The sequence below is a fragment of the Azospirillum sp. TSH58 genome (assembly GCF_003119115.1).
Taxonomy (GTDB): domain Bacteria; phylum Pseudomonadota; class Alphaproteobacteria; order Azospirillales; family Azospirillaceae; genus Azospirillum.
The window spans coordinates 616,867-636,235 of sequence record NZ_CP022363.1 but is presented as its reverse complement, the minus strand read 5'-3'; the positions used below and the strand labels follow the sequence as shown (position 1 = coordinate 636,235).

At 70.6% G+C, this 19,369-nt stretch carries 1 protein-coding gene; it reads right to left on the bottom strand.

The window, feature by feature from the left end; all coding sequences use genetic code 11:
• Nucleotides 1-29: 29 nt before the first annotated feature.
• A complete protein-coding gene (locus tag TSH58p_RS02580; RefSeq protein ID WP_109469063.1) occupies nucleotides 30-19,367 on the bottom strand; it encodes a filamentous hemagglutinin N-terminal domain-containing protein in 19,338 nt (6,445 codons plus the stop codon).
• Nucleotides 19,368-19,369: the final 2 nt, after the last annotated feature.

Genomic DNA, 19,369 nt, shown 5'->3' with positions numbered 1-19,369 from the left:
AAAAGTCTGCCGCGGGGAGAAGGCGCGCCTCAGCGCGCCTCCTCCTCCTCCGTCTGCTGGTTGCCGTTGGCCGACGCCGCGGGACCGGTGGTCAGGACCTCGGGCTGCGCGCCGGCGCGGGTGGTGCCCGGGGTGGTTCCGGCGCCGGCCGAACCGCCAGTGTCCGGCCCGCCCATTCCCGAACCGGTGGACAGAACCTCCGGCTGAGCCCCGGCGCCGGTCAGCGACGGGGTCGTGCCGGCCAGGGTCAGAACCTGCGGCGCGGCGTAGGCGCTCAGGGCGTTCGGCGTGAGGCCGGCGCGGGTCACCGTGCCGGTGAACAGGCTGGCGACGCCGGGGGTGCTGGGAACCGGGACCACCACCACGACGGTGGCGGCGACCCGGCTGACCTGCTGCGTCGGACCCCAGGGGGTGTTGTTGATGAAGTACGGGGCGGCCCGCAGCGGGCTGTCGATCGCGCTGGCGGCCAACGCGTCCGTCTTGCCGGCCACGGTGCCGAACATCCGGGCGGAACCGGCCTTGGGGACGCTCAGGCTCAGCACGTCGATCTTCTGCAAGGCGGTCCCGGTCTCCTGTCCGATGAGCAGCGCCCCGCCGTCGGACGCCATGGTCAGCATGGTGGCCTTGCCCTGGAGCCCCGCCATGGTGATGGGGCCGCCCGCCGCGATGGACGCCTGGCCGTCCGGCAGGGACGCCACGGCACCCAGCGTGATCGGACCGGTCTTGGCCGTGATGCTGGCCGGCAGAACAATGCCCGATCCACCGGATTGGGTAAAGCCCCCCTCCGTGACAACCGTGGCATCGCGACCGAAGGTCACCGTGCCGGCCCCGTCGGTCGTGACGACGGCCAGCGAGCCCGCGCTGTTCACCGCCGCGCCGAAGGTGAAGCCGGCGCCGGTCAGGCGGAGGCCGTCCGTCCCGGTCGCGGTCAGCGCCTTGGCGAAGCGGCTCTCGCCCCCGGCCGTCTGGGTCAGCGAGCCGACGGTCACCGCGCCGTCGTAGAAGACGCCGCCCGAGGCCCGGACCGTGACGTCGCCCATCAGGCCCGACGCGCCGATGTCGCCCGAAGCCCGGATGGACGCGCCGTTCAGCGCCAGCGCGGAACGGTTGGCGCTGTCGACGGCCCCGCCGAACACGAGGTCGCCGCCGGTGCTGGTCAGCGCGCTGGCGCCGGCCACCGTCAGGGCACCGCCGAAGCGTTGCGCCCCGCTGGTGGTGACGGCCGCGCCGTCCAGGCGGGTGGCGCCGCTGACGGCGGTCTGCCGCAGGGCTCCGGTTTCGCCGAAGACCCCGGCCAGGACGGCGTCGCCGTCGACCGTCAGCCCCTGCACCCCGGCGTTGGCGGCGTTGCCGCCGTTCCGCAGGGAGACGGTCCCGCCGGTCAGGAGGGTGTCGGTCCCCAGCGTCACCGCGCCGTCGTAGCTCTGCTCCGCCACGGTGGTCACCGCGCCGCCGTTGAGGGCGGCGGTGCCGGTCACCGACAGGCGGCTCAGCGCCTGGGTGCCGCCGACGGCGCCGTTGACGACGGCGTTGCCGGCGATGGTCAGTCCCTGCCCGCCGCGGGTGGCGGCATCCAGCCCGCCCGCCAGCACGACGGTGCTGCCGGTCAGGCGGGTGTCGGTCCCCAGCACGGCGCGTTCGCCGTAGGTCTGGGTCCCGGTGGTGTCGACGGAGCCGCCGTTCAGGGCCAGCGTGCCCGCCGCGTCGGTGACGACCGAGGCGGCGCGGACCGACTGGGCGAAGCGGGTCTGGCCGGCGCTGTTCACCGTCAGGGCGCCCAGCCGCTCCGTCCCGCCGACCACGCCGGCGAAGACGGCGTCGGCGGTGCCGCTGTTGACGGTCAGGGCCTGCCCGCCGTCCAGCGTCCCGGCAAAGGTGACGCCGCTGCCGGTCAGGGTCGATGCGGTGCCGGCCAGACGGACCGCGCCGCCGTAGGTCTGCGCCCCGCTGGTGACCACCGTGGCGCCGGTCAGCAGCGTCTCGCCGCCGACCGTCAGCGCGGCCAGCGCCTGCCGGGTGCCGAGGGTGCCGGTGAGCGCCGCGTTGCCGGCGATGGTCAGGCCCTGACGGCCCGCCGTTGCCGCGTCGATGCCGCCGGACAGCGACACCTGGGTGCCGGTCAGGACCGTATCGGCCCCCAGCGTCACCGCGTCGGCGTAGCTCTGCGCCCCGGTGGTGTCCACGCTGCCGCCGTTCAGGATGGTGATCCCGGTGGCGTCGGTGGCCAGCGAGGCCGCCTTGACCGCGCCGGCGACGGTGGTGGTGCCGCCGCCGTTGACCGTCAGCGCCCCCAGACGGCTGGTGCCGCCGACCGCGCCGCCGAGCAGGATGTCGCCGCCGCCGCTGGTCAGCGTCAGCGCCCGCCCGCCGTCGAGGGTCGAGGCGAGAACGATCCCGCCGGTGCCGGTGATCCGGCTGTCGCCGCCCAGCGTCACCGCCTGCGCCGCCGTGAAGACCGTGCCGGCCTGATAGGCGCCGTCCAGGGTCACCGCGTCGTTGTAGGTCTGGGCACCGCTGGTCGTCACCGACTTCAGGCTGGTGGTACCGTCGGCGTCGGTGGTCAGGCTGGCGAGCGCCGTCGTGTTGCCGACCGCCGCGTTGAACTGCGTGACGCCGCTGCCGTTGATGGCCAGCGCCTGGGCGCCGTTCACCGTGCCGTTGAAGGTCACAGCACCGCTGCCGGCGTCGACCGTGGCGGCCCCCGCCAGCGTCACCGGGCCGGCGACGGTGAAGGCGCCGTTGCCGGTGGTGTAGGTGCCCATCAGGCTGGTTTCCCCGCCGTAGCTCTGGGCGCCCGTGGTGGTCACGTCGACGAGGCTGGTGTAGCCCGTGCCGGTGGTCAGGCTGGCCAGCGCCGCCGTGCCGCCCACCGCCGCGTTGAACACCATCGCCCCGGTCGAGGTCGCCGTCAGCGCCTGGGCGCCGTTCACCGTCCCGTTGAAGGTGATCGTGCCGTAACCGGCATCCACCGCCGTGGTCCCGGCCAGCGTCGTCGTACCGTTGAAGGTGATCGCGCTGTCGGCCGAGCTGTAGGCGCCGTTCAGCGTCGTGGCGTCGTTGTAGGTCTGGGCACCGCTGGTCGTCACCGACTTCAGGCTGGTGGTGCCGTCGGCGTCGGTGGTCAGGCTGGCGAGCGCCGTCGTGTTGCCGACCGCCGCGTTGAACTGCGTGACGCCGCTGCCGTTGATGGCCAGCGCCTGGGCGCCGTTCACCGTGCCGTTGAAGGTCACAGCACCGCTGCCGGCGTCGACCGTGGCGGCCCCCGCCAGCGTCACCGGGCCGGCGACGGTGAAGGCGCCGTTGCCGGTGGTGTAGGTGCCCATCAGGCTGGTTTCCCCGCCGTAGCTCTGGGCGCCCGTGGTGGTCACGTCGACGAGGCTGGTGTAGCCCGTGCCGGTGGTCAGGCTGGCCAGCGCCGCCGTGCCGCCCACCGCCGCGTTGAACACCATCGCCCCGGTCGAGGTCGCCGTCAGCGCCTGGGCGCCGTTCACCGTCCCGTTGAAGGTGATCGTGCCGTAACCGGCATCCACCGCCGTGGTCCCGGCCAGCGTCGTCGCACCGTTGAAGGTGATCGCGCTGTCGGCCGAGCTGTAGGCGCCGTTCAGCGTCGTGGCGGCGCCGTGGGTCTGGGCGCCGGTGGTGGTGACGTTCAGCAGGCTGACCGTGGCGCCCGCGTTGGTGGTCAGGCTGGCGAGCGCCGTCGTGCCGCCCACCGCCGCGTTGAACTGCGTCGTCCCCGTCCCGGCGATGGTCAGCGCCTGGGCGCCGTTCACCGTCCCGTTGAAGGTCGCCGTCCCGGCGTTCACCGTCGTCGCCCCGCCCAGCGTCGCCGCCGCGTTGGTGGTGACCGTGCCGCCGGTGTAGGTGCCGTCCAGGGTGACCGCGTCGTTGTAGGTCTGCGCCCCCGTCGTCGTCACCGACTTCAGGCTGCTGGTGCCGCCGGCGTCGGTGGTCAGGCTCGCCAGGGCCGTCGTGCCGCCCACCGTGCCGGTGAACTGCGTCGTGCCCTTGTTGTTGACCGCCAAGGCGTGGGCGCCGTCCACCGTACCGGCAAACAGAACCGTCGACCCGCCGTTGACCGTGGTGTTGCCACCGAGCGTCGCCGCACCGTTGGCGGTGAAGGCGCCGGTGCTGGTCGCATAGGTGCCGTTCAGCGTCACCGCGTCGTTGTAGGTCTGGGCACCCGTGGTGGTGACGTTGCGCAGGCTGCTGGTGCCGCCGACGTTGGTGGTCAGGCTCGCCAGAGCCGTCGTGCCACCCACCGTGCCGGTGAACTGCGTCGCGCCCTTGCTGTTGATGATCAGGGCCTGGGCGCCATCCACCGTGCCAGCGAACAGAACCGCCGACCCGCCGTTCACCGTGGTGTCGCCGCCCAGCGTCGCCGCACCGTTGGCGGTGAAGGCGCCGGTGGTGGTGGCGTAGGTGCCGTTCAGCGTCACCGCGTCGTTGTAGGTCTGGGCGCCCGTGGTGGTGACGTTGCGCAGGCTGCTGGTGCCCGCGGCGTCGGTGGTCAGGCTCGCCAGGGCCGTCGTGCCGCCCACCGTGCCGGTGAACTGCGTCGCCGCCTCGCTGTTGATGACCAGGGCGTGGGCGCCGTCCACCGTCCCGGCGAACAGCACGCTCGACCCGCCGTTCACCGTGGTGTCACCGGCCAGCGTCACCGCGCCGTTGGCGGTGAAGGCTCCGGTGCTGGTGGCGTAGGTGCCGTTCAGCGTCGTGGCGGCGCCGTGGGTCTGGGCGCCGGTGGTGGTGACGTTCAGCAGGCTGACCGTGGCACCCGCGTTGGTGGTCAGGCTGGCCAGAGCCGTCGTGTCGCCCACCGCCGCGTTGAACTGCGTCGTCCCCGTCCCGGCGATGGTCAGCGCCTGGGCGCCGTTCACCGTGCCGTTGAAGGTGGCCGTCCCGGCGTTCACCGTCGTCGCCCCGCCCAGCGTCGCCGCCGCGTTGGTGGTGACCGTGCCGCCGGTGTAGGTGCCGTCCAGGGTGACCGCGTCGTTGTAGGTCTGCGCCCCCGTCGTCGTCACCGACTTCAGGCTGCTGGTGCCGCCGGCGTCGGTGGTCAGGCTCGCCAGGGCCGTCGTGCCGCCCACCGTGCCGGTGAACTGCGTCGCGCCCTTGCTGTTGATGACCAGGGCCTGGGCACCGTCCACCGTGCCGGCGAACAGAACCGCCGACCCGCCGTTCACCGTGGTGTTGCCACCGAGCGTCGCCGCACCGTTAGCGGTGAAGGCGCCGGTGGTGGTCGTGTAGATGCCGTTCAGCGTCACCGCGTCGTTGTAGGTCTGGGCACCCGTGGTGGTGACGTTGTGCAGGCTGCTGGTGCCTGCGGCGTCGGTGGTCAGGCTGGACAGGGCCGTCGCGCCACCCACCGTGCCGGTGAACTGCGTCGCCGCCTTGCTGTTGATGACCAGGGCCTGAGCGCCGTCCACCGTGCCGGCGAACAGCACGCTCGACCCACCGTTGACCGTGGTGTCGCCAGCCAGCGTCGCCGCACCGTTGGCGGTGAAGGCGCCGGTGGTGGTCGTGTAGGTGCCGTTCAGGGTGACCGCGTCGTTGTAGGTCTGCGCCCCCGTGGTGGTGACGTTGCGCAGGCTGCTGGTGCCGCCGACGTTGGTGGTCAGGCTCGCCAGGGCGGTCGTGCCGCCCACCGTGCCGGTGAACTGCGTCGTGCCCTTGTTGTTGATGACCAGGGCCTGGGCGCCGTCCACCGTGCCGGCGAACAGAACCGCCGACCCGCCGTTGACCGTGGTGTCGCCGGCCAGCGTCGCCGCACCGTTGGCGGTGAAGGCGCCGGTGCTGGTGGCGTAGGTGCCGTTCAGCGTCACCGCGTCGTTGTAGGTCTGGGCACCCGTGGTGGTGACGTTGCGCAGGCTGCTGGTGCCTGCGGCGTCGGTGGTCAGGCTCGCCAGGGCCGTCGTGCCGCCCACCGTGCCGGTGAACTGCGTCGCGCCCTTGCTGTTGATGACCAGGGCCTGGGCACCGTCCGCCGTGCCGGCGAACAGAACCGCCGACCCGCCGTTCACCGTCGTATCGCCAGCCAGTGTCGCCGCACCGTTGGCGGTGAAGGCGCCGGTGCTGGTCGTGTAGGTGCCGTTCAGCGTCACCGCGTCGTTGTAGGTCTGCGCCCCCGTGGTGGTGACGTTGCGCAGGCTGCTGGTGCCCCCGGCGTCGGTGGTCAGGCTCGCCAGGGCCGTCGTGCCGCCCACCGTGCCGGTGAACTGCGTCGCGCCCTTGTTGTTGACCGCCAGGGCGTAGGCGCCGTCCACCGTACCGGCGAACAGAACCGTCGACCCGCCATTCACCGTGGTGTCACCGGCCAGCGTCACCGCGCCGTTGGCGGTGAAGGCGCCGGTGCTGGTGGCGTAGATGCCGTTCAGGGTCGTGGCGGCGCCGTGGGTCTGGGCGCCGGTGGTGGTGACGTTCAGCAGGCTGACCGTGGCGCCCGCGTTGGTGGTCAGGCTGGCCAGAGCCGTCGTGCCGCCCACCGCCGCGTTGAACTGCGCCGTCCCCGTCCCGGCGATGGTCAGCGCCTGGGCGCCGTTCACCGTGCCGTTGAAGGTAGCCGTCCCGGCGTTCACCGTCGTCGCCCCGCCCAGCGTCGCCGCCGCGTTGGTGGTGACCGTGCCGCCGGTGTAGGTGCCGTCCAGCGTCACCGCGTCGTTGTAGGTCTGCGCCCCCGTCGTCGTGACCGACTTCAGGCTGCTGGTGCCGGCGGCATCGGTGGTCAGGCTCGCCAGAGCCGTCGTGCCGCCCACCGCGCCGCTGAAGGTCGTCGTGCTCTTGTTGTTGACCGCCAGGGCGTGGGCGCCGTCGACCGTGCCGGCGAACAGAACCGCCGACCCGCCGTTCACCGTGGTGTCGCCGGCCAGCGTCGCCGCGCCGCTGGCGGTGAAGGCACCGCCGCTGGTGTAGGTGCCGTTCAGCGTCACCGCATCGTTGTAGGTCTGGGCACCCGTCGTCGTGACGTCGCGCAGGCTGCTCGTCCCGCCGGCATCGGTGGTCAGGCTCGCCAGAGCCGTCGTGCCGCCCACCGCCGCGTTGAACTGGGTGGCGGCCTTGCTGTTGATGACCAGGGCCTGGGCGCCGTCCACCGTACCGGCGAACAGAACCGCCCCGCCGTTCACCGTCGTCGCCCCGGCCAGCGTGGTCGCCGCGTTGGCGGTGAAGGCGCCGCTGCCGGTGCTGTAGGTGCCGTCCAGCGTCACCGCGTCGTTGTAGGTCTGCGCGCCGGTGGTCGTCACCGATTTCACGCTGCTGGTGCCGCCGGCGTTGGTGGTCAGGCTGGCGAGCGCCGTCGTGCCGCCCACCGCGCCGTTGAACTGCGCCATGCCCTGGTTGTTGACCGCCAGGGCATAGGCGCCATCCACCGTGTTCATGAACACGACGCTCGACGTGCCGTCCACCGTCGTGTTGCCGGCCAGCGTCACCGCGCCGATGGCCGCGAAGACCGCACCGGTGGTGTAGGTGCCGTCGAACGTCACCGTGCCGCTGTAGGTCTGGGCGCCGGTGGTCGTCACCGACTTCAGGCTGCTGGTGCCGCCGGCGTCGATGGTCAGGGTCGTCAGCGCCGTCGTGCCGCCCACCGTGCCGGAGAACTGGGTGGCGCCGCTGCTGGTGATCACGAGGGAGTTGGCCCCGTTCACCGTGCCGCTGAACAGCACGTTCCCGCTGCCCGAGTTCACCGTGGTGCCGCCCGCCAGCGTCGTCGCGCCGGTCACCGTGAAGGCGCCGTTTCCGGTGTTGTAGGCGCCCTGGAGGCTGGTCGCGCCGGTGTAGGTCTGCGCCCCCGTGGTCGTCACGGCGCGCAGGCCGATGGTCCCGGCGGTGGCCGACAGGGAGGCAAGGTTGCTGGCCGCTCCGCCCAGCGTCACGCCGCCCTGCGCCGCGTTCAGGGTCGCCCCGTAGCCGCCGCCGGTCAGCGTGCCGGTCACCGACAGGTCGCCGCCGGTCGCGGTCACCGTGCGGTTGCCGCCCGACAGGGCCAGGTTCCCGGTGACGGTCACCGACTTGCCGGACAGCGCGCCGCCCAGCGTGGTGTTGCCGGTGTAGGTCTGCGCGCCCGTGCTGGTGACGGTGCCCAGGGTGATGCTGGTGCCCTGCACCGTCACGCTCGCCCGGGTGTCGTCCGGACCGGTGCTGGTCACCGCCTTGGTCAGGCTGACCGCGCCGCCCGTGGAAACCAGGGAGATGGTGCCGCTGCCACCGGCGTTGATTCCGGTGGTGGCGTTGGTGTCGGTGATGGCGCCGCTGGCGGTGACCGCGATGTCGCCGTTGGTGGTTGCGAGATTGCCCAGGTTGAAGCTGGTGCCGGCCAGATAGATTCCGCCCGTCCCGGTCACCATCGCCGAGATGTTGGCGATGGTGCTGGTGAAGGCGGCGGTGCTGGTCCCGATCCCGCTGTTGGAGGTCAGGTTCAGCGTGCCGCCGGTCAGGCTGGTGCCGTTGCCGGTGAGCAGGCTGCCGCCCGCCGCCGACAGGTTGATGGTGCCGCTCGGCCCTGCGCTGACCGTGCCGACCGTCAGGTCGCCCGTCGTCGCGGTCAGGCTGACCGTGCCGGCGCCGGTCACCGAGGTCGCCGTCATGCCGGTGCTGCTGGTGGCGGTGACGGTGCCGTTGGCGCTGAGGGTCGCCGCCGTCAGGGTGCCGGTGTTGTTGACGGTCAGGTTCTTGCCGGAGCCGGTCAGGCTGGCGTCGATGGTGCCGACCGTGGTGTTGAGGGTGGTGTTGCCGCCGTTGGAGCCGCTGGCGAAGGTCAGCGAGCCCGCGGTGATCGACAGCGACCGCGGCGAGGCCCCCGCGGCCACCACGTCGGTGGCGCCCTTCAGGGTCAGCGCGCCCGTGCCGAGGTTGATCGCCGCGGTCGGCAGCGTCAGCACCCCGCCGGACTGCAGCAGCAGGTTGCCGCTGGTCATCGACAGGCCGGCGCTGGCGTCCAGGTTGCCCGCCGTGCGGATGTAGGCGGACCCGCCCGCCCCCAGGGTGACGAGGTTGTTGCCCAGCGTCAGCGCGGCGCTGTTGACGTTGTCGACCGAGATGACCGGCGTGGCGCCGTTGGCCGTCAGGCCGGTCAGGCTGGCCACGTTCATCTTGATCGGCGTGCCGGCGCCGGTGGCGGCGTCGGTCACCGCGCCGATGCTGCCGCCGGTGGCGGTCAGGCTGGCCGAATGGCCGGTCACGTGGGTGCCGTTGCCGCTGCCCAGGATGGACCCGGCGGCGGTCAGGGCGACCGCGCCGCTGGTGGTGTTGGCCGACACCGACTGGACCGTCATCGTCCCGGCCGACGCGATGGTGACCGAGCCGCTGGAGGCGGTGGCCGAGGCGACGGTCACGCCGGCGGCGGTGTCGTCGGTCACGTAGACGCTGCCGTTGGCGCTCGCCAGGGTCAGGCTGCCGGTGGTGGTCTGGACCGACCGGCTGGAGGTGCCGATTCCCTTGCCGCCGGTGAGCGCCACCGAGCCGCCGACGATCCGCGTCTCGGCCAGGCCGTCGTCATAGACGCCGCCACCGGTGGAGCTGAGGGTGACCGCCCCGGTGCCGGCGTTGATGCCGCCGGCGATGATGTCGGCGTCCACGGCGGTGGAGGAGATGGAGATCGCCCCGCCGCCGGTGCTGGCGTTGACCACCTGGAGGCGGTCGCCGGCCTGCACGTCGATCTTGCCGCCGGTCGTCGCGGCGTAGGCCAGCGCGGTGGCGCCGGTGGTGCCCAGATAGATGTCGCCCGACCCGCCGTTCACCTGCACCTGGGCGCCGCCCACGCCGACGCGGGCGGAGGAGGTGCCGATGCCGCCGGCGCCGTTCAGCGCGACGGTCTTGCCGGTGACCGTGGAGCCGCCGTTGGCGGCCAGGATTTTGCCGCCGTTGCCGGTGGCGCTCAGCGTGACCGAGCCGTTGTTGGCGCCCGCCGTCACCGTCCCGGCGGTGATGGAACCACCGGTCGAGGTCACGGTGATGCTGTTGCCCGCCGCGTCCGTGGCGATGGCGACGTTGGTCAGCGTGATGTTGCCGCTGGCCGACACCACCACCGGGCCATTCTGGACCGCGGCCGTCAGCCCGCCGGACAGCGATCCGGCGATGTTGAGATAGACGCCGCCCGCGCCCGTGACGTTGGTGGTCAGCGCCCCGGTGCTGGACGTCGAAACCTTGAACGCCGAGTCCGCCGTTCCGATGCCGGCCCCCGCCGTCAGCGTGGCGCTGCCGCTGCCGAGGCTCAGGCTGGAGCCGCCATTGAGGATGCGGCCGGCCGTCGCCGTCAGGGTCAGCGCCTTGCTGCTGTCGTAGGAGAGGTTGGAGACGGTCAGGTCGCCGGTCGCCGCGATCACCGTCAGGGCGCCGCCCGTGGTGATGGAGCTGAGATTCAGCCCCGCCGCGTTCTTCACGAACAGGCCGCCCGTGCCGCTGCTGGCGGTCAGGCTGGACACGTTCATGCCCAGCGCCGTGGCGGCGCTGCCGATGGTGCTGCTGTTGCTCTGCTCGTTGGTCTTCTTCTGCGCGTCGAGCTTCAGGGAGCCGGCGGTGATAATGGAGCTGTTGTTCACCGCCGTGATGTTGCCGGCGGTCGCGCTGTTGCCCGTGGCGGTCAGGCTGACCGTGCTGGAGGCGCCCGTGTTCACCGTGCCGATGGCGATGGCCCCCGGCGCCTTGAAGGTGAAGTCCAGGCCGGTGCTGTCGGTCAGCGTGGTGAAGGTGGTGACGCCGCCGCTGTCCGTGACGTTCCAGCTCAGGTTGGTGGCCGTCAGGCTCATCGTGCCGGAGGTGGTGGTTCCGGTGGACGGCGTGCGGTCGATGGTCAGCTTGGCGAGATCGAGCGTGTCGGCGACGGTGAAGGTGCCGGGCGTTTTGATCGTCAGATCGGTCGTCGCGACGTTGAGCGTGGAGCCCGTGTCGGCGATGCCGCCCTTGACCGCGGACAGCTCGACGCTGCTGCCGCTCACCAGATTGCCGCTGTTGGCGCGGATGTTGCCGTCGCTGCTGGTCAGCGACACCTTTCCGGTCGTGGTGATGGTGCCGACCGTCAGGAGGCTGGTCCCGCTCGAGCCGGTGCTCAGCGTGATGGCGCCGCCGCCGGTGCTGACCACGGACTGGGCGATCAGGCTCTTGCCCTCCGACACCGTGATACTGCCGGCGGCGCTGGCGGTCAGCGTGGTGCTGGTGGAGCTGGCCTGCATCGAGATGGCGCTGACGTTGCCGATGGAGCCGGTCGCCGTCAGGTTCACCAGATTGCTGCCGCTGATCGTGCCGCTGAGGATCGAGCCGCCCTGGTTGTTGATGACCGCGTTGGCACCGTTCATCGAGATCGAGCCGAGCGCGATGTCACCGGTGGAGTTGTTCAGGGTCAGCGCGCCGCCCAGGTTCATGGCGTCGACGACCGTCGAACCGTGCAGGTTGATGACGGCGCCGTTGTTGGCGTTCACCGTGAGGTTGCCGGTGGTGATGCCGACGAATTGCCCACCGGTTTCGCCGACCGAGCCGGAGGAGGCGTTCAGTTCCGCGATGCCGGCGTTGATCTTGAGGTTCGGGGCGCCGGTCCCGACGATGCCGGAGGAGGCGACGAGCTTGATCGTGCCGGTCTTGCCGACGTCCAGACCGCCGACGATCATCTTGCGGTGGCTGTCGAAGGTGAAGCGCACGCCGCTGCCGTCGGTCAGCGAGGCGAGCGCCATCGCGCTGCTGCTCTCGCTGCCGCTCAGCGCGATGGCCGCGCCTGCCGTGTCGACCGAAGCCAGGCTGTAGGTGCGGTTGGTGATGCTCGACGAGGTGCTCTTGATCTTCAGCGTGCCGATGCGGGTATCGGACTCGACGTAGAGGTCGCCGGTGACGTTGAAGGTCGCGGACGACGACGACAGGTGGATCTTGTTGCTGGAGGAGCCGATGGCGCCACCACCGCTGCTCAGGGTCGCGGTGCCCGCGGTGATGCGGTTGGCCGGGTTGCCCGCCGTCGCCGAGGCGGCGCCCAGGATGTTCCCCGCGCTGGTCAGGTCGACGGTGCCCCAGCTCTGCACGTTCAGCGTGCCGATGGACAGCGCGTGCTGGGTGTCCAGCTTGAAGGCGAGACCGGTGGCGTCGGTCAGTTCGGTCAGCGTCGTGGTGGTGCCGTCGTCCGTCATGGTGAAGACGAGCTGCGGCGCGGTGATCTGATAGGTGCCGGCGCCGGTCGTCCGCGAGCTGGTCAGCGACAGCGCGGTCAGGTCCCGGCCGTTGTCCACGAAGGCGTCGGTCGCCGTGCTCAGCGCCAGCGTGTCGGCCATCGTCGCGATGTGGCTGGAGGACGATCCCGCCTGACCGATGGTCCCGGTCGCGGTGAGGGTGACCGTGCCGGCGGTCACCTGCGAGTTGCCGTTGCTGAGGATGTCCTTGCCGGTGCCGGTGGTCTCGATGGACACCTTGCGGGACAGGCCGCCGTTGATCGTCCCCAGGGCGACGCTGTTGTCGCTCTTGAACGAGAAGTCGAGGCCGCTGGCGTCCACGACGCTGCCGAGGGTGTACTGGCTGCCGGTGTTGCTGTCGGTCAGCGCGAAGGTCAGCCCCTCGGACCGGATGTCGTAGACGTTCTGCGCGCCGGTGGAGGCGTGCCTGACATCCAGGCTCATGGCGTGCAGATCGGCGCTGTTCGTCAGATGGACGTTGCGCCCGGCGGTCACCTCCAGGATCCGCGTCTCCGTCAGCAGCGGCGTGCCGGACGCCCCGATGGAGCCCCCCTCGACCGTCAGCATCACCTTGTCCGCGCGCAGCGGCTTGGTTCCGGACTGCAGCAGCGACCCGCTGTTGGTCACCTTGATGTCCGCCGAGGAGCCGGCCTTCACATCGTTCAGCGTCAGGGTGCCGGAGTTGCTGAGCTTCAGCGATCCCGTCAGGTTGGCCGACAGGGTGTTGATCTGGGTGGTGAAGTAGGAACCGCTGGTGGTGTGTTCGACGCTGGTCGCCTTCAGCGTCAGGCTGCCCGCGGTGACGGTCGTGCCGCTGCTGTTCGTGGCGCTGATGGCGGACGTGCCGGAATTGGCGGTCAGATCGACGGTGCCGGTGCTTCCGACATCGATCTTGGCGATCCGCATGGCCTTGTCGTTGCTGATGTTCAGCTTCAGCCCGCTCTGGGTGACGTTCGTCACCGTCAGGCCTTCCTGCAACGACGAATCGCTGAAGCTGGCGGTCAGGCCGGTCGAGCTGATGGAATAGGCGTTGCTGCCCCCGCCGGACTTGTTGTGCCGGAAGTCCAGCGTCAGGTCGGTCAGGGTTGTGTTGTTGCTGACCGTCACGTTGCCGCCCGACGCGATGGACAGCTTCTGTGTGCTGGTCTGCACCTGGTTGGTGCCGCCGATGTTGCCGTTGCTGCCGGTCGCGGTCAGGGAGACCGAGCCCGCCGTGATCGTGCCCGACCCGTTGATCGACGGACCGCCGGACGCGCCCGTGGCCGACCCGGTGGAGATCAGCGCCACCGACCCGGTGGAGTTGGTGCCGGCGTCCATGGCGCCGGCCACGATGCCGCGATCCACGCTGTAGCGCAGGTTCATATAGGCGTTGCCGCCGCTGCTCGGCGTGGACAGGGCCAGCGTCTGGATGCCGCTGGCTTCCGTCACCGTGAAGCTGCGGTTGGAGCCGAGGGCGTTGAACTGGTAGGTCCCCGTGGCGGTGGACGACTTGTGCGTGACGGTGACATCCAGCGCGGTCAGCGCGGTGTTGCTGTTGTTGAGGTAGATGTCGCCGTTGCTCACCACGGTCAGCGACGAGGCGGAGGTCTTCACCGCCCGCGTGCTGGTGCCGATGGAGCCGCCGTTGGTGCCGCTGCCGTTGGCCGACAGGGTGACGGAGGACGCCGCGATGGTCCCGCCGCCCGACATGGTGATCGTCGAGTTCTCCCCGCCGCCCGCCGTCGTCAGGCTGACCGAGCCGCCGGTGGCGACGATCTCGGAAACCACGATGTGTTTCTTGCCGGAGAAGCTGAAGTTGCTGTTGCCCGCACCTGTGATGTCGATCGTATGCGTCGTGCCGCTGTCGGTCAGCGTGTAGATCTGCGCACCGGTGCTGCCGATGGAGAAGTTGCTCTTGGTCGCGTTGGCCGTGGTGGCGTTCGTGCTGGTGATCGCCAGGCTGTTGAAGGCGCGCCCGTTGTTGTCGACGTAGATGTCGCGCCCGGCGGTCACCGACAGGTCGCCGGTGTCGAGGCTGATGGCGCCGTAGAGGGTCGAATCACCGACGGAGGAGGAGGCCCCCGCCTCCATCGACACCTTGCCCGCGGTGATCTTGCTGCCGCTGCCGGTGTTGGTGACGCCGTTGGACGAGACGATGGCGACGCTGCCGCCCGTTCCGACGTTGACCGTACCGACCCTGATCGCGCGCGAGGAATTGAAGGCGAAGTTCAGCGCCGTGTTGCTGGTGACGGTCTGGATCGTGGACTGCGACGCGCTGTCCGACAGGGTGAAGACCTGCCCGTTGACCGTGCTGATCCCGATGGTGCCGCCGGAGTAGGAGCCGCGCGTCAGGGTGAGGTCGGTCAGCGCCATCGTGTTGGTGATGCCGATGGACCCGCCCGTCGCGATCGACAGGTTCGCCGTCGCCAGGTTCAGCGCGTTGGTGCCGCCGATGCTGCCGTTGGCGCTCAGGATCACCTTGCCGGCGGCAATGACGGTCGTGCTGTCCGCATCGTCCTGGATGCTGCCGCTGGTGTTCGTCAGCGTGACCGTTCCGGCGCCGCTGTTGGCGTTGACCGACCCGACGGTCATGACGCCGTTGGACTTCGTGACGGTGATGTCGCCGCCGGCCGTCAGGCTGTCCAGGCTCGTCGGGCCGGTGCCCAAGCCGAGCCACATCGAACCGCCGGCGCTGGCCACGACCGTACCGGCCTGGGCGTTCACCGCCTTGTCCGACGAGCCGATGTTCTTCCCGGCGGTGAGGGTCAGCGTGCCCGACCCGCTGGACAGATAGGCGCTGTTCGGGTTCAGGATCGACCCGTTGGTCGCCGTCACCGTGATGTTGCTGCTGGCGCTGGAGGAGAAGCTGGAACCGAAGGCGATGTCGCCCCAGGTCGCCGTCACCACGATGGGGTTGTTGGCGGCGCTGAAGAAGCTGCTGCCCAGCGTGATGAGGTTCTTCTGGTTGTCGACGCCCGTCGAGGTCGGCAGGGTGACGTAGATGCCGCCGTCCGACGCGCGGGCGTTCAGGACCGGGGTGACGACGTCCAGATACTCGGTCCCGGTGCCGCTGCCGATCGCCTTGCTGGCCTTCAGGTTGACCGACCCGGCCAGCACCACCGTGGTCTTCGACCCGTCGTCCAGGATGGAGCCGTTCGTCGTCTCGGCGTTGAAGATGCTGTAGGTTTCGCCGGGCGAGGGCGTCCCGTTGTCGGGAAGGACGCCTTTCTTGTAAGTCAGATCGACCCGGCCCAGACGGATGTCGCGGTCGCCCTTGAAGGAGAAGATCATGCCGGTGGTGTCCACCAGCGTGCTCAGCAGATAGCCGTTGGTGGCGTTGTCGGTCAGGCTGAAGGCGAAGTTCGGCGCGGTGATCGAATAGCTGTTCACCACCGTGGTGTCCGCATGCGTGCTGACGATGCTCAGCGTCGCCATGTCGGACAGGTTGGTGACGTGCAGATCGCCACCGGTGGTCAGAGTCAGCTTCGTGGCGTTGAGCCCCAGCGGAGCGGAGGCGTCACCCAGATTGCCCGCCGCGGCGCTCAGCGTCACGGTGTCGGCGTCGATCCGCGTGTTCGCGCTGCCGTCGTCGCGGATGCTGCCGGTGGTGGAGGTCAGCGTGACGGTGCCGCCCGTCCCCACCGTGGCCAGATCGCCGACGATCAGGTCGATGTCGCTGTTGAAGCTGAGGGTGGACAGCTTCGGGCTGCCGACCGCTTCCAGGATGGTCGCGGTGCCGTTGTCGTTGACCGAGAAGTTGAAGTATTCGGAGGTGAGTTCCAGCGCGTTGCTCGCCCCGCCGACATGGCGGTTGGTGATCGACAGGCCGGTCAGGATCACGCCGCTGTTGTCGAGATACAGATCGCCGACGTTGGTCAGCGTCAGCGACCCCGTCGAGGTGCGCAGATGGGTGGCGGCGCTGCCGATGGCGCCGTCCGTGCTCAGCGCGATGGCGCCGGCGGACAGCCGGTTGCTGGCGTCCTTGCCGAGGATGGCGCCGCCGGTCGCCGTCACGGAGATCGCGCCGGAATTCGAGGCCTTGATCGTTCCCAGCGTGGCGGCGCCGCCGGTGACGGTGAGCGAGACCGACGAGCCGGACGAGGTGATGTTGTCAACGGTCACCGCGCCGGTCTGCGAGACCGTGACGTTGCCCCCGCTGTTGGTGACCGTCAGCCGCTTCGCCGCGGTGTTCACCATCACGGTGGAGGTGTTGCCCCCGGCGGCGAGGGTGACGTTGTCGCCGGTGATCGTGCCGGACAGGGCGGAGATGCTGCCGTTGGCGGTCGTGAGGGTGACGTTGCCGTTGGCCCCGGCATCGACCGTGGTCGCGGTGATGTCGGACACCGTGCCGTTCGCCGTGACGGCGATGCTGCTGGTCCCGTTGGCGCTGGTGATCGTCCCGATGGTGGTGGTGCCGCCGGTGGTGATCGCGACGTCGCCGTTGGTCGAGACGATGGAGCCCAGCACCGCCGAGCCCGACGTGGCCAGGAAGACGCCGCCCGCGCCGGAGGTGGCGTCGATGTTGTAGGAACCCGCGGTCAGGGCCGTGCCGCTGGTGCCGATGCTGCCGGCGGCGTTCAGGACCAGGCTGTAGGCGCTGATGGTGGTCGAGGCGTCGGCGTCGTTCAGGATGCTGCCGCCGCTGGTCAGGTTCAGCGTGCTGCCGCTGGTCACCGAGCCGACCGTCAGGTTGCCGGTGGCGGCGACGGTGGTCGTGCCGCCGCTGGTCAGGCTGGCCAGGGCCAGCGCGCCGGTGTTCGACAGGTTGAGACCGCCGCTGCCGGCCGTGGCGGTCAGGCTGGCGCCGGCGGTGTTCAGCGCCTGCAACGACGTGCCGATGGCGCCGTTGCTGCCCGACGAGCCTTTGGCCGTCAGCGTCAGCGCACCGCCGGTCAGCAGGCTCGAGCCGAGGCCGGTGATGTTGCCGGCGGTGCTGGTCAGCGCGACGGACCCCGGTCCGGCGTTGACCGTGCCGACCTGGATGTTGCGGTCGCTGGTGAAGGCGAGGCTGTTCAGGCCGCCGGTCTGGCCGACCATGTCAAGCGCGGTGCCGCCGACCGAATCCGTCACGGCGAAGGTCAGTCCGGTGGACAGCAGGGAGAGCTGGCTGTTGGCCCCGGCCGTCCGGTGCGTGCTGATGACGGAGAGGTCGGTCAGCACCCGGTCGTTGGTGACGAACAGGCTGCCGCCGGTGACCAGGGCGAGCTGGCTGCTGCTGGTCGACACCGCCGCGCCGCTGGCGCCGATGTCGCCACCGGCGGTCAGGGTGATCGGGCCGCCGACGATCCGGCCCGCGGCCAGCGCCGTCAGGGACCCGCTCTGGGCGCTGACGGAGACCGCCCCGGCGCTGCCCGAGACCGGCGTGGTGTCGATCAGGTTGGCGAGCTGGACGTTGTTGGTGGCCGTCAGCCGCACCGCGCCGCCACGGGTCGTCAGCTTCCCGATGCTGGTCAGGTTGCTGGCCATGCCGTTGGCTTCCAGCACGATGTCGCCGCCGTTGGTGCGGATCTCGTAGCTGGCGTCGGAGAAGGCGATGCCGCTGCTGGTCAGCGACCGCAGGGTGAAGCTGTGGCCCGCCGTGGTCTGGAGGTCGAGACTGGTCTCCACCTTGATCTCGCCCGACGCCTCCAGCACGATGTTCGCGTTGCCGGCGATGCTCTCCAGCACCTGCTTCGACACCGTGTTCACGGCGTCGCCGCTGCCCAGGTTGGGATCGTTGACGCCGATCGTGCCGTCCGCCGCGGCGCCGTCCTGGCTGCCGCCGGCGGTGCTGACGATGCGCAGGCTTTCCGGGTCGAGCAGGAAGGTCCCGGCCGCTCCCTTGGGCGCGGTCAGGTCGACGCTGCCGGTCAGCGTGATGTCCTTGTGGCTGGACACCTCGGCGAAGCCGCCGTCACCGCCCTCCGCACCGCCGCGGGCGGAGATTTTACCAGCGTGCTTTGTGCTTTTCTGCGACAACACCGTCACGGTGCCGCCCTTGCCGGACTTCACGGCGTCGGCGGACAGGGTGGCGCCCGCCTCCACCGTCACCTTGTCCGACCAGGTGCCGGAGCGGCCCGTCTTGCTGCCGATGGCGACTTCGCCGCCGCCCTTGCTGCCGGAGGCGTCGACGCGGGCGTTCTTCTTGACGGCGATCTCGGCGCCGGTGGCGACGACGGTGCCGCCGGTCTGCCCCTCCCCGCGCCCGCTGGCGTCGACGGTGCCGCCGATGCTGACCTTGCCAGTGTCGCCGCCCGACAGGACGATCTTGCCGTTGGCGCTGCCGACCGAGGTGGCCTTGATGACGCCGTCGGTGTTGATGACGTTGTCGATCACGCCCTTCACGGCGCGCGCCGACAGGGTGACGCTGCCGCCTTCGGCGGCGATCTCGCCGGAATTGACGACCAGCGCCGCGACCGGCTTGCCGTCCGCGTCCTTGGCCACCGTCTTGACGGCGGAGCTGGCGTCGAAGCTGATCAGGCCGTCGCCGTGGAAGTCGAGCGTGAAGGTCTCGGCACCGCCCAGCGCGACCTTGCCCAGCTTCGCGCGGATGACGCCGGAGTTGCGGACGTGCGGGGCCACCAGGGCGGCGAGGCCGCTGTCCTTGACGGTGATGTCGCCCTCGTTCACCACCATCGCGTTCGGCTTGGTGGAGGCTTGGTCGAACTGGTACTTGCCCGCCATGAAGTTGGCGTCGGAGATGTTGGCGGTGGTCGCCACCAGCCCGCCGACGTCCACCTTCGCCCCGGCGCCGATCACCACGCCGTTGGGGTTGACCAGCATGACCGTGCCGTTGGCCGACAGGCTGCCCATGATCTTGGACGGGTCGTTGCCGGTGACCCGGTTCAGCGTGACGCTGGAGGCCGAGGGCTGCTGGAAGGTGACCTTCTCACCGGCGTCGATGCTGAAGGACTTCCAGTTGATGATGGCCTTGTCGGTGGACTGCAGGATCTCCATCGACTTCGGGGTCGCCGACTGGATGGTCGCCGCGCCCGCGGTGACGGTGCCCTCCAGCGGGTTGGCGTAGGCCGCGCCCGCGAACAGGGTGGACAGCGCCACGCCGATCACGCTGCGCAGGGCCAGCCGCGCGAAGTCGATGCCCCCCTTGGCCTTCGCCGCGCGGCGCTGGCGCCGGGTGCCGCCGCCGCGCTGGGGCGCCTCCGTCGCGGACGACAGCAGCAGCCGCTGGCGCAGCGTCTGGCGGTGGCGGCGCGCGCCGGGAATCTCGGTAATGCCGGGAGTGGTGGTGACGTTGCCCTTGCCCATGT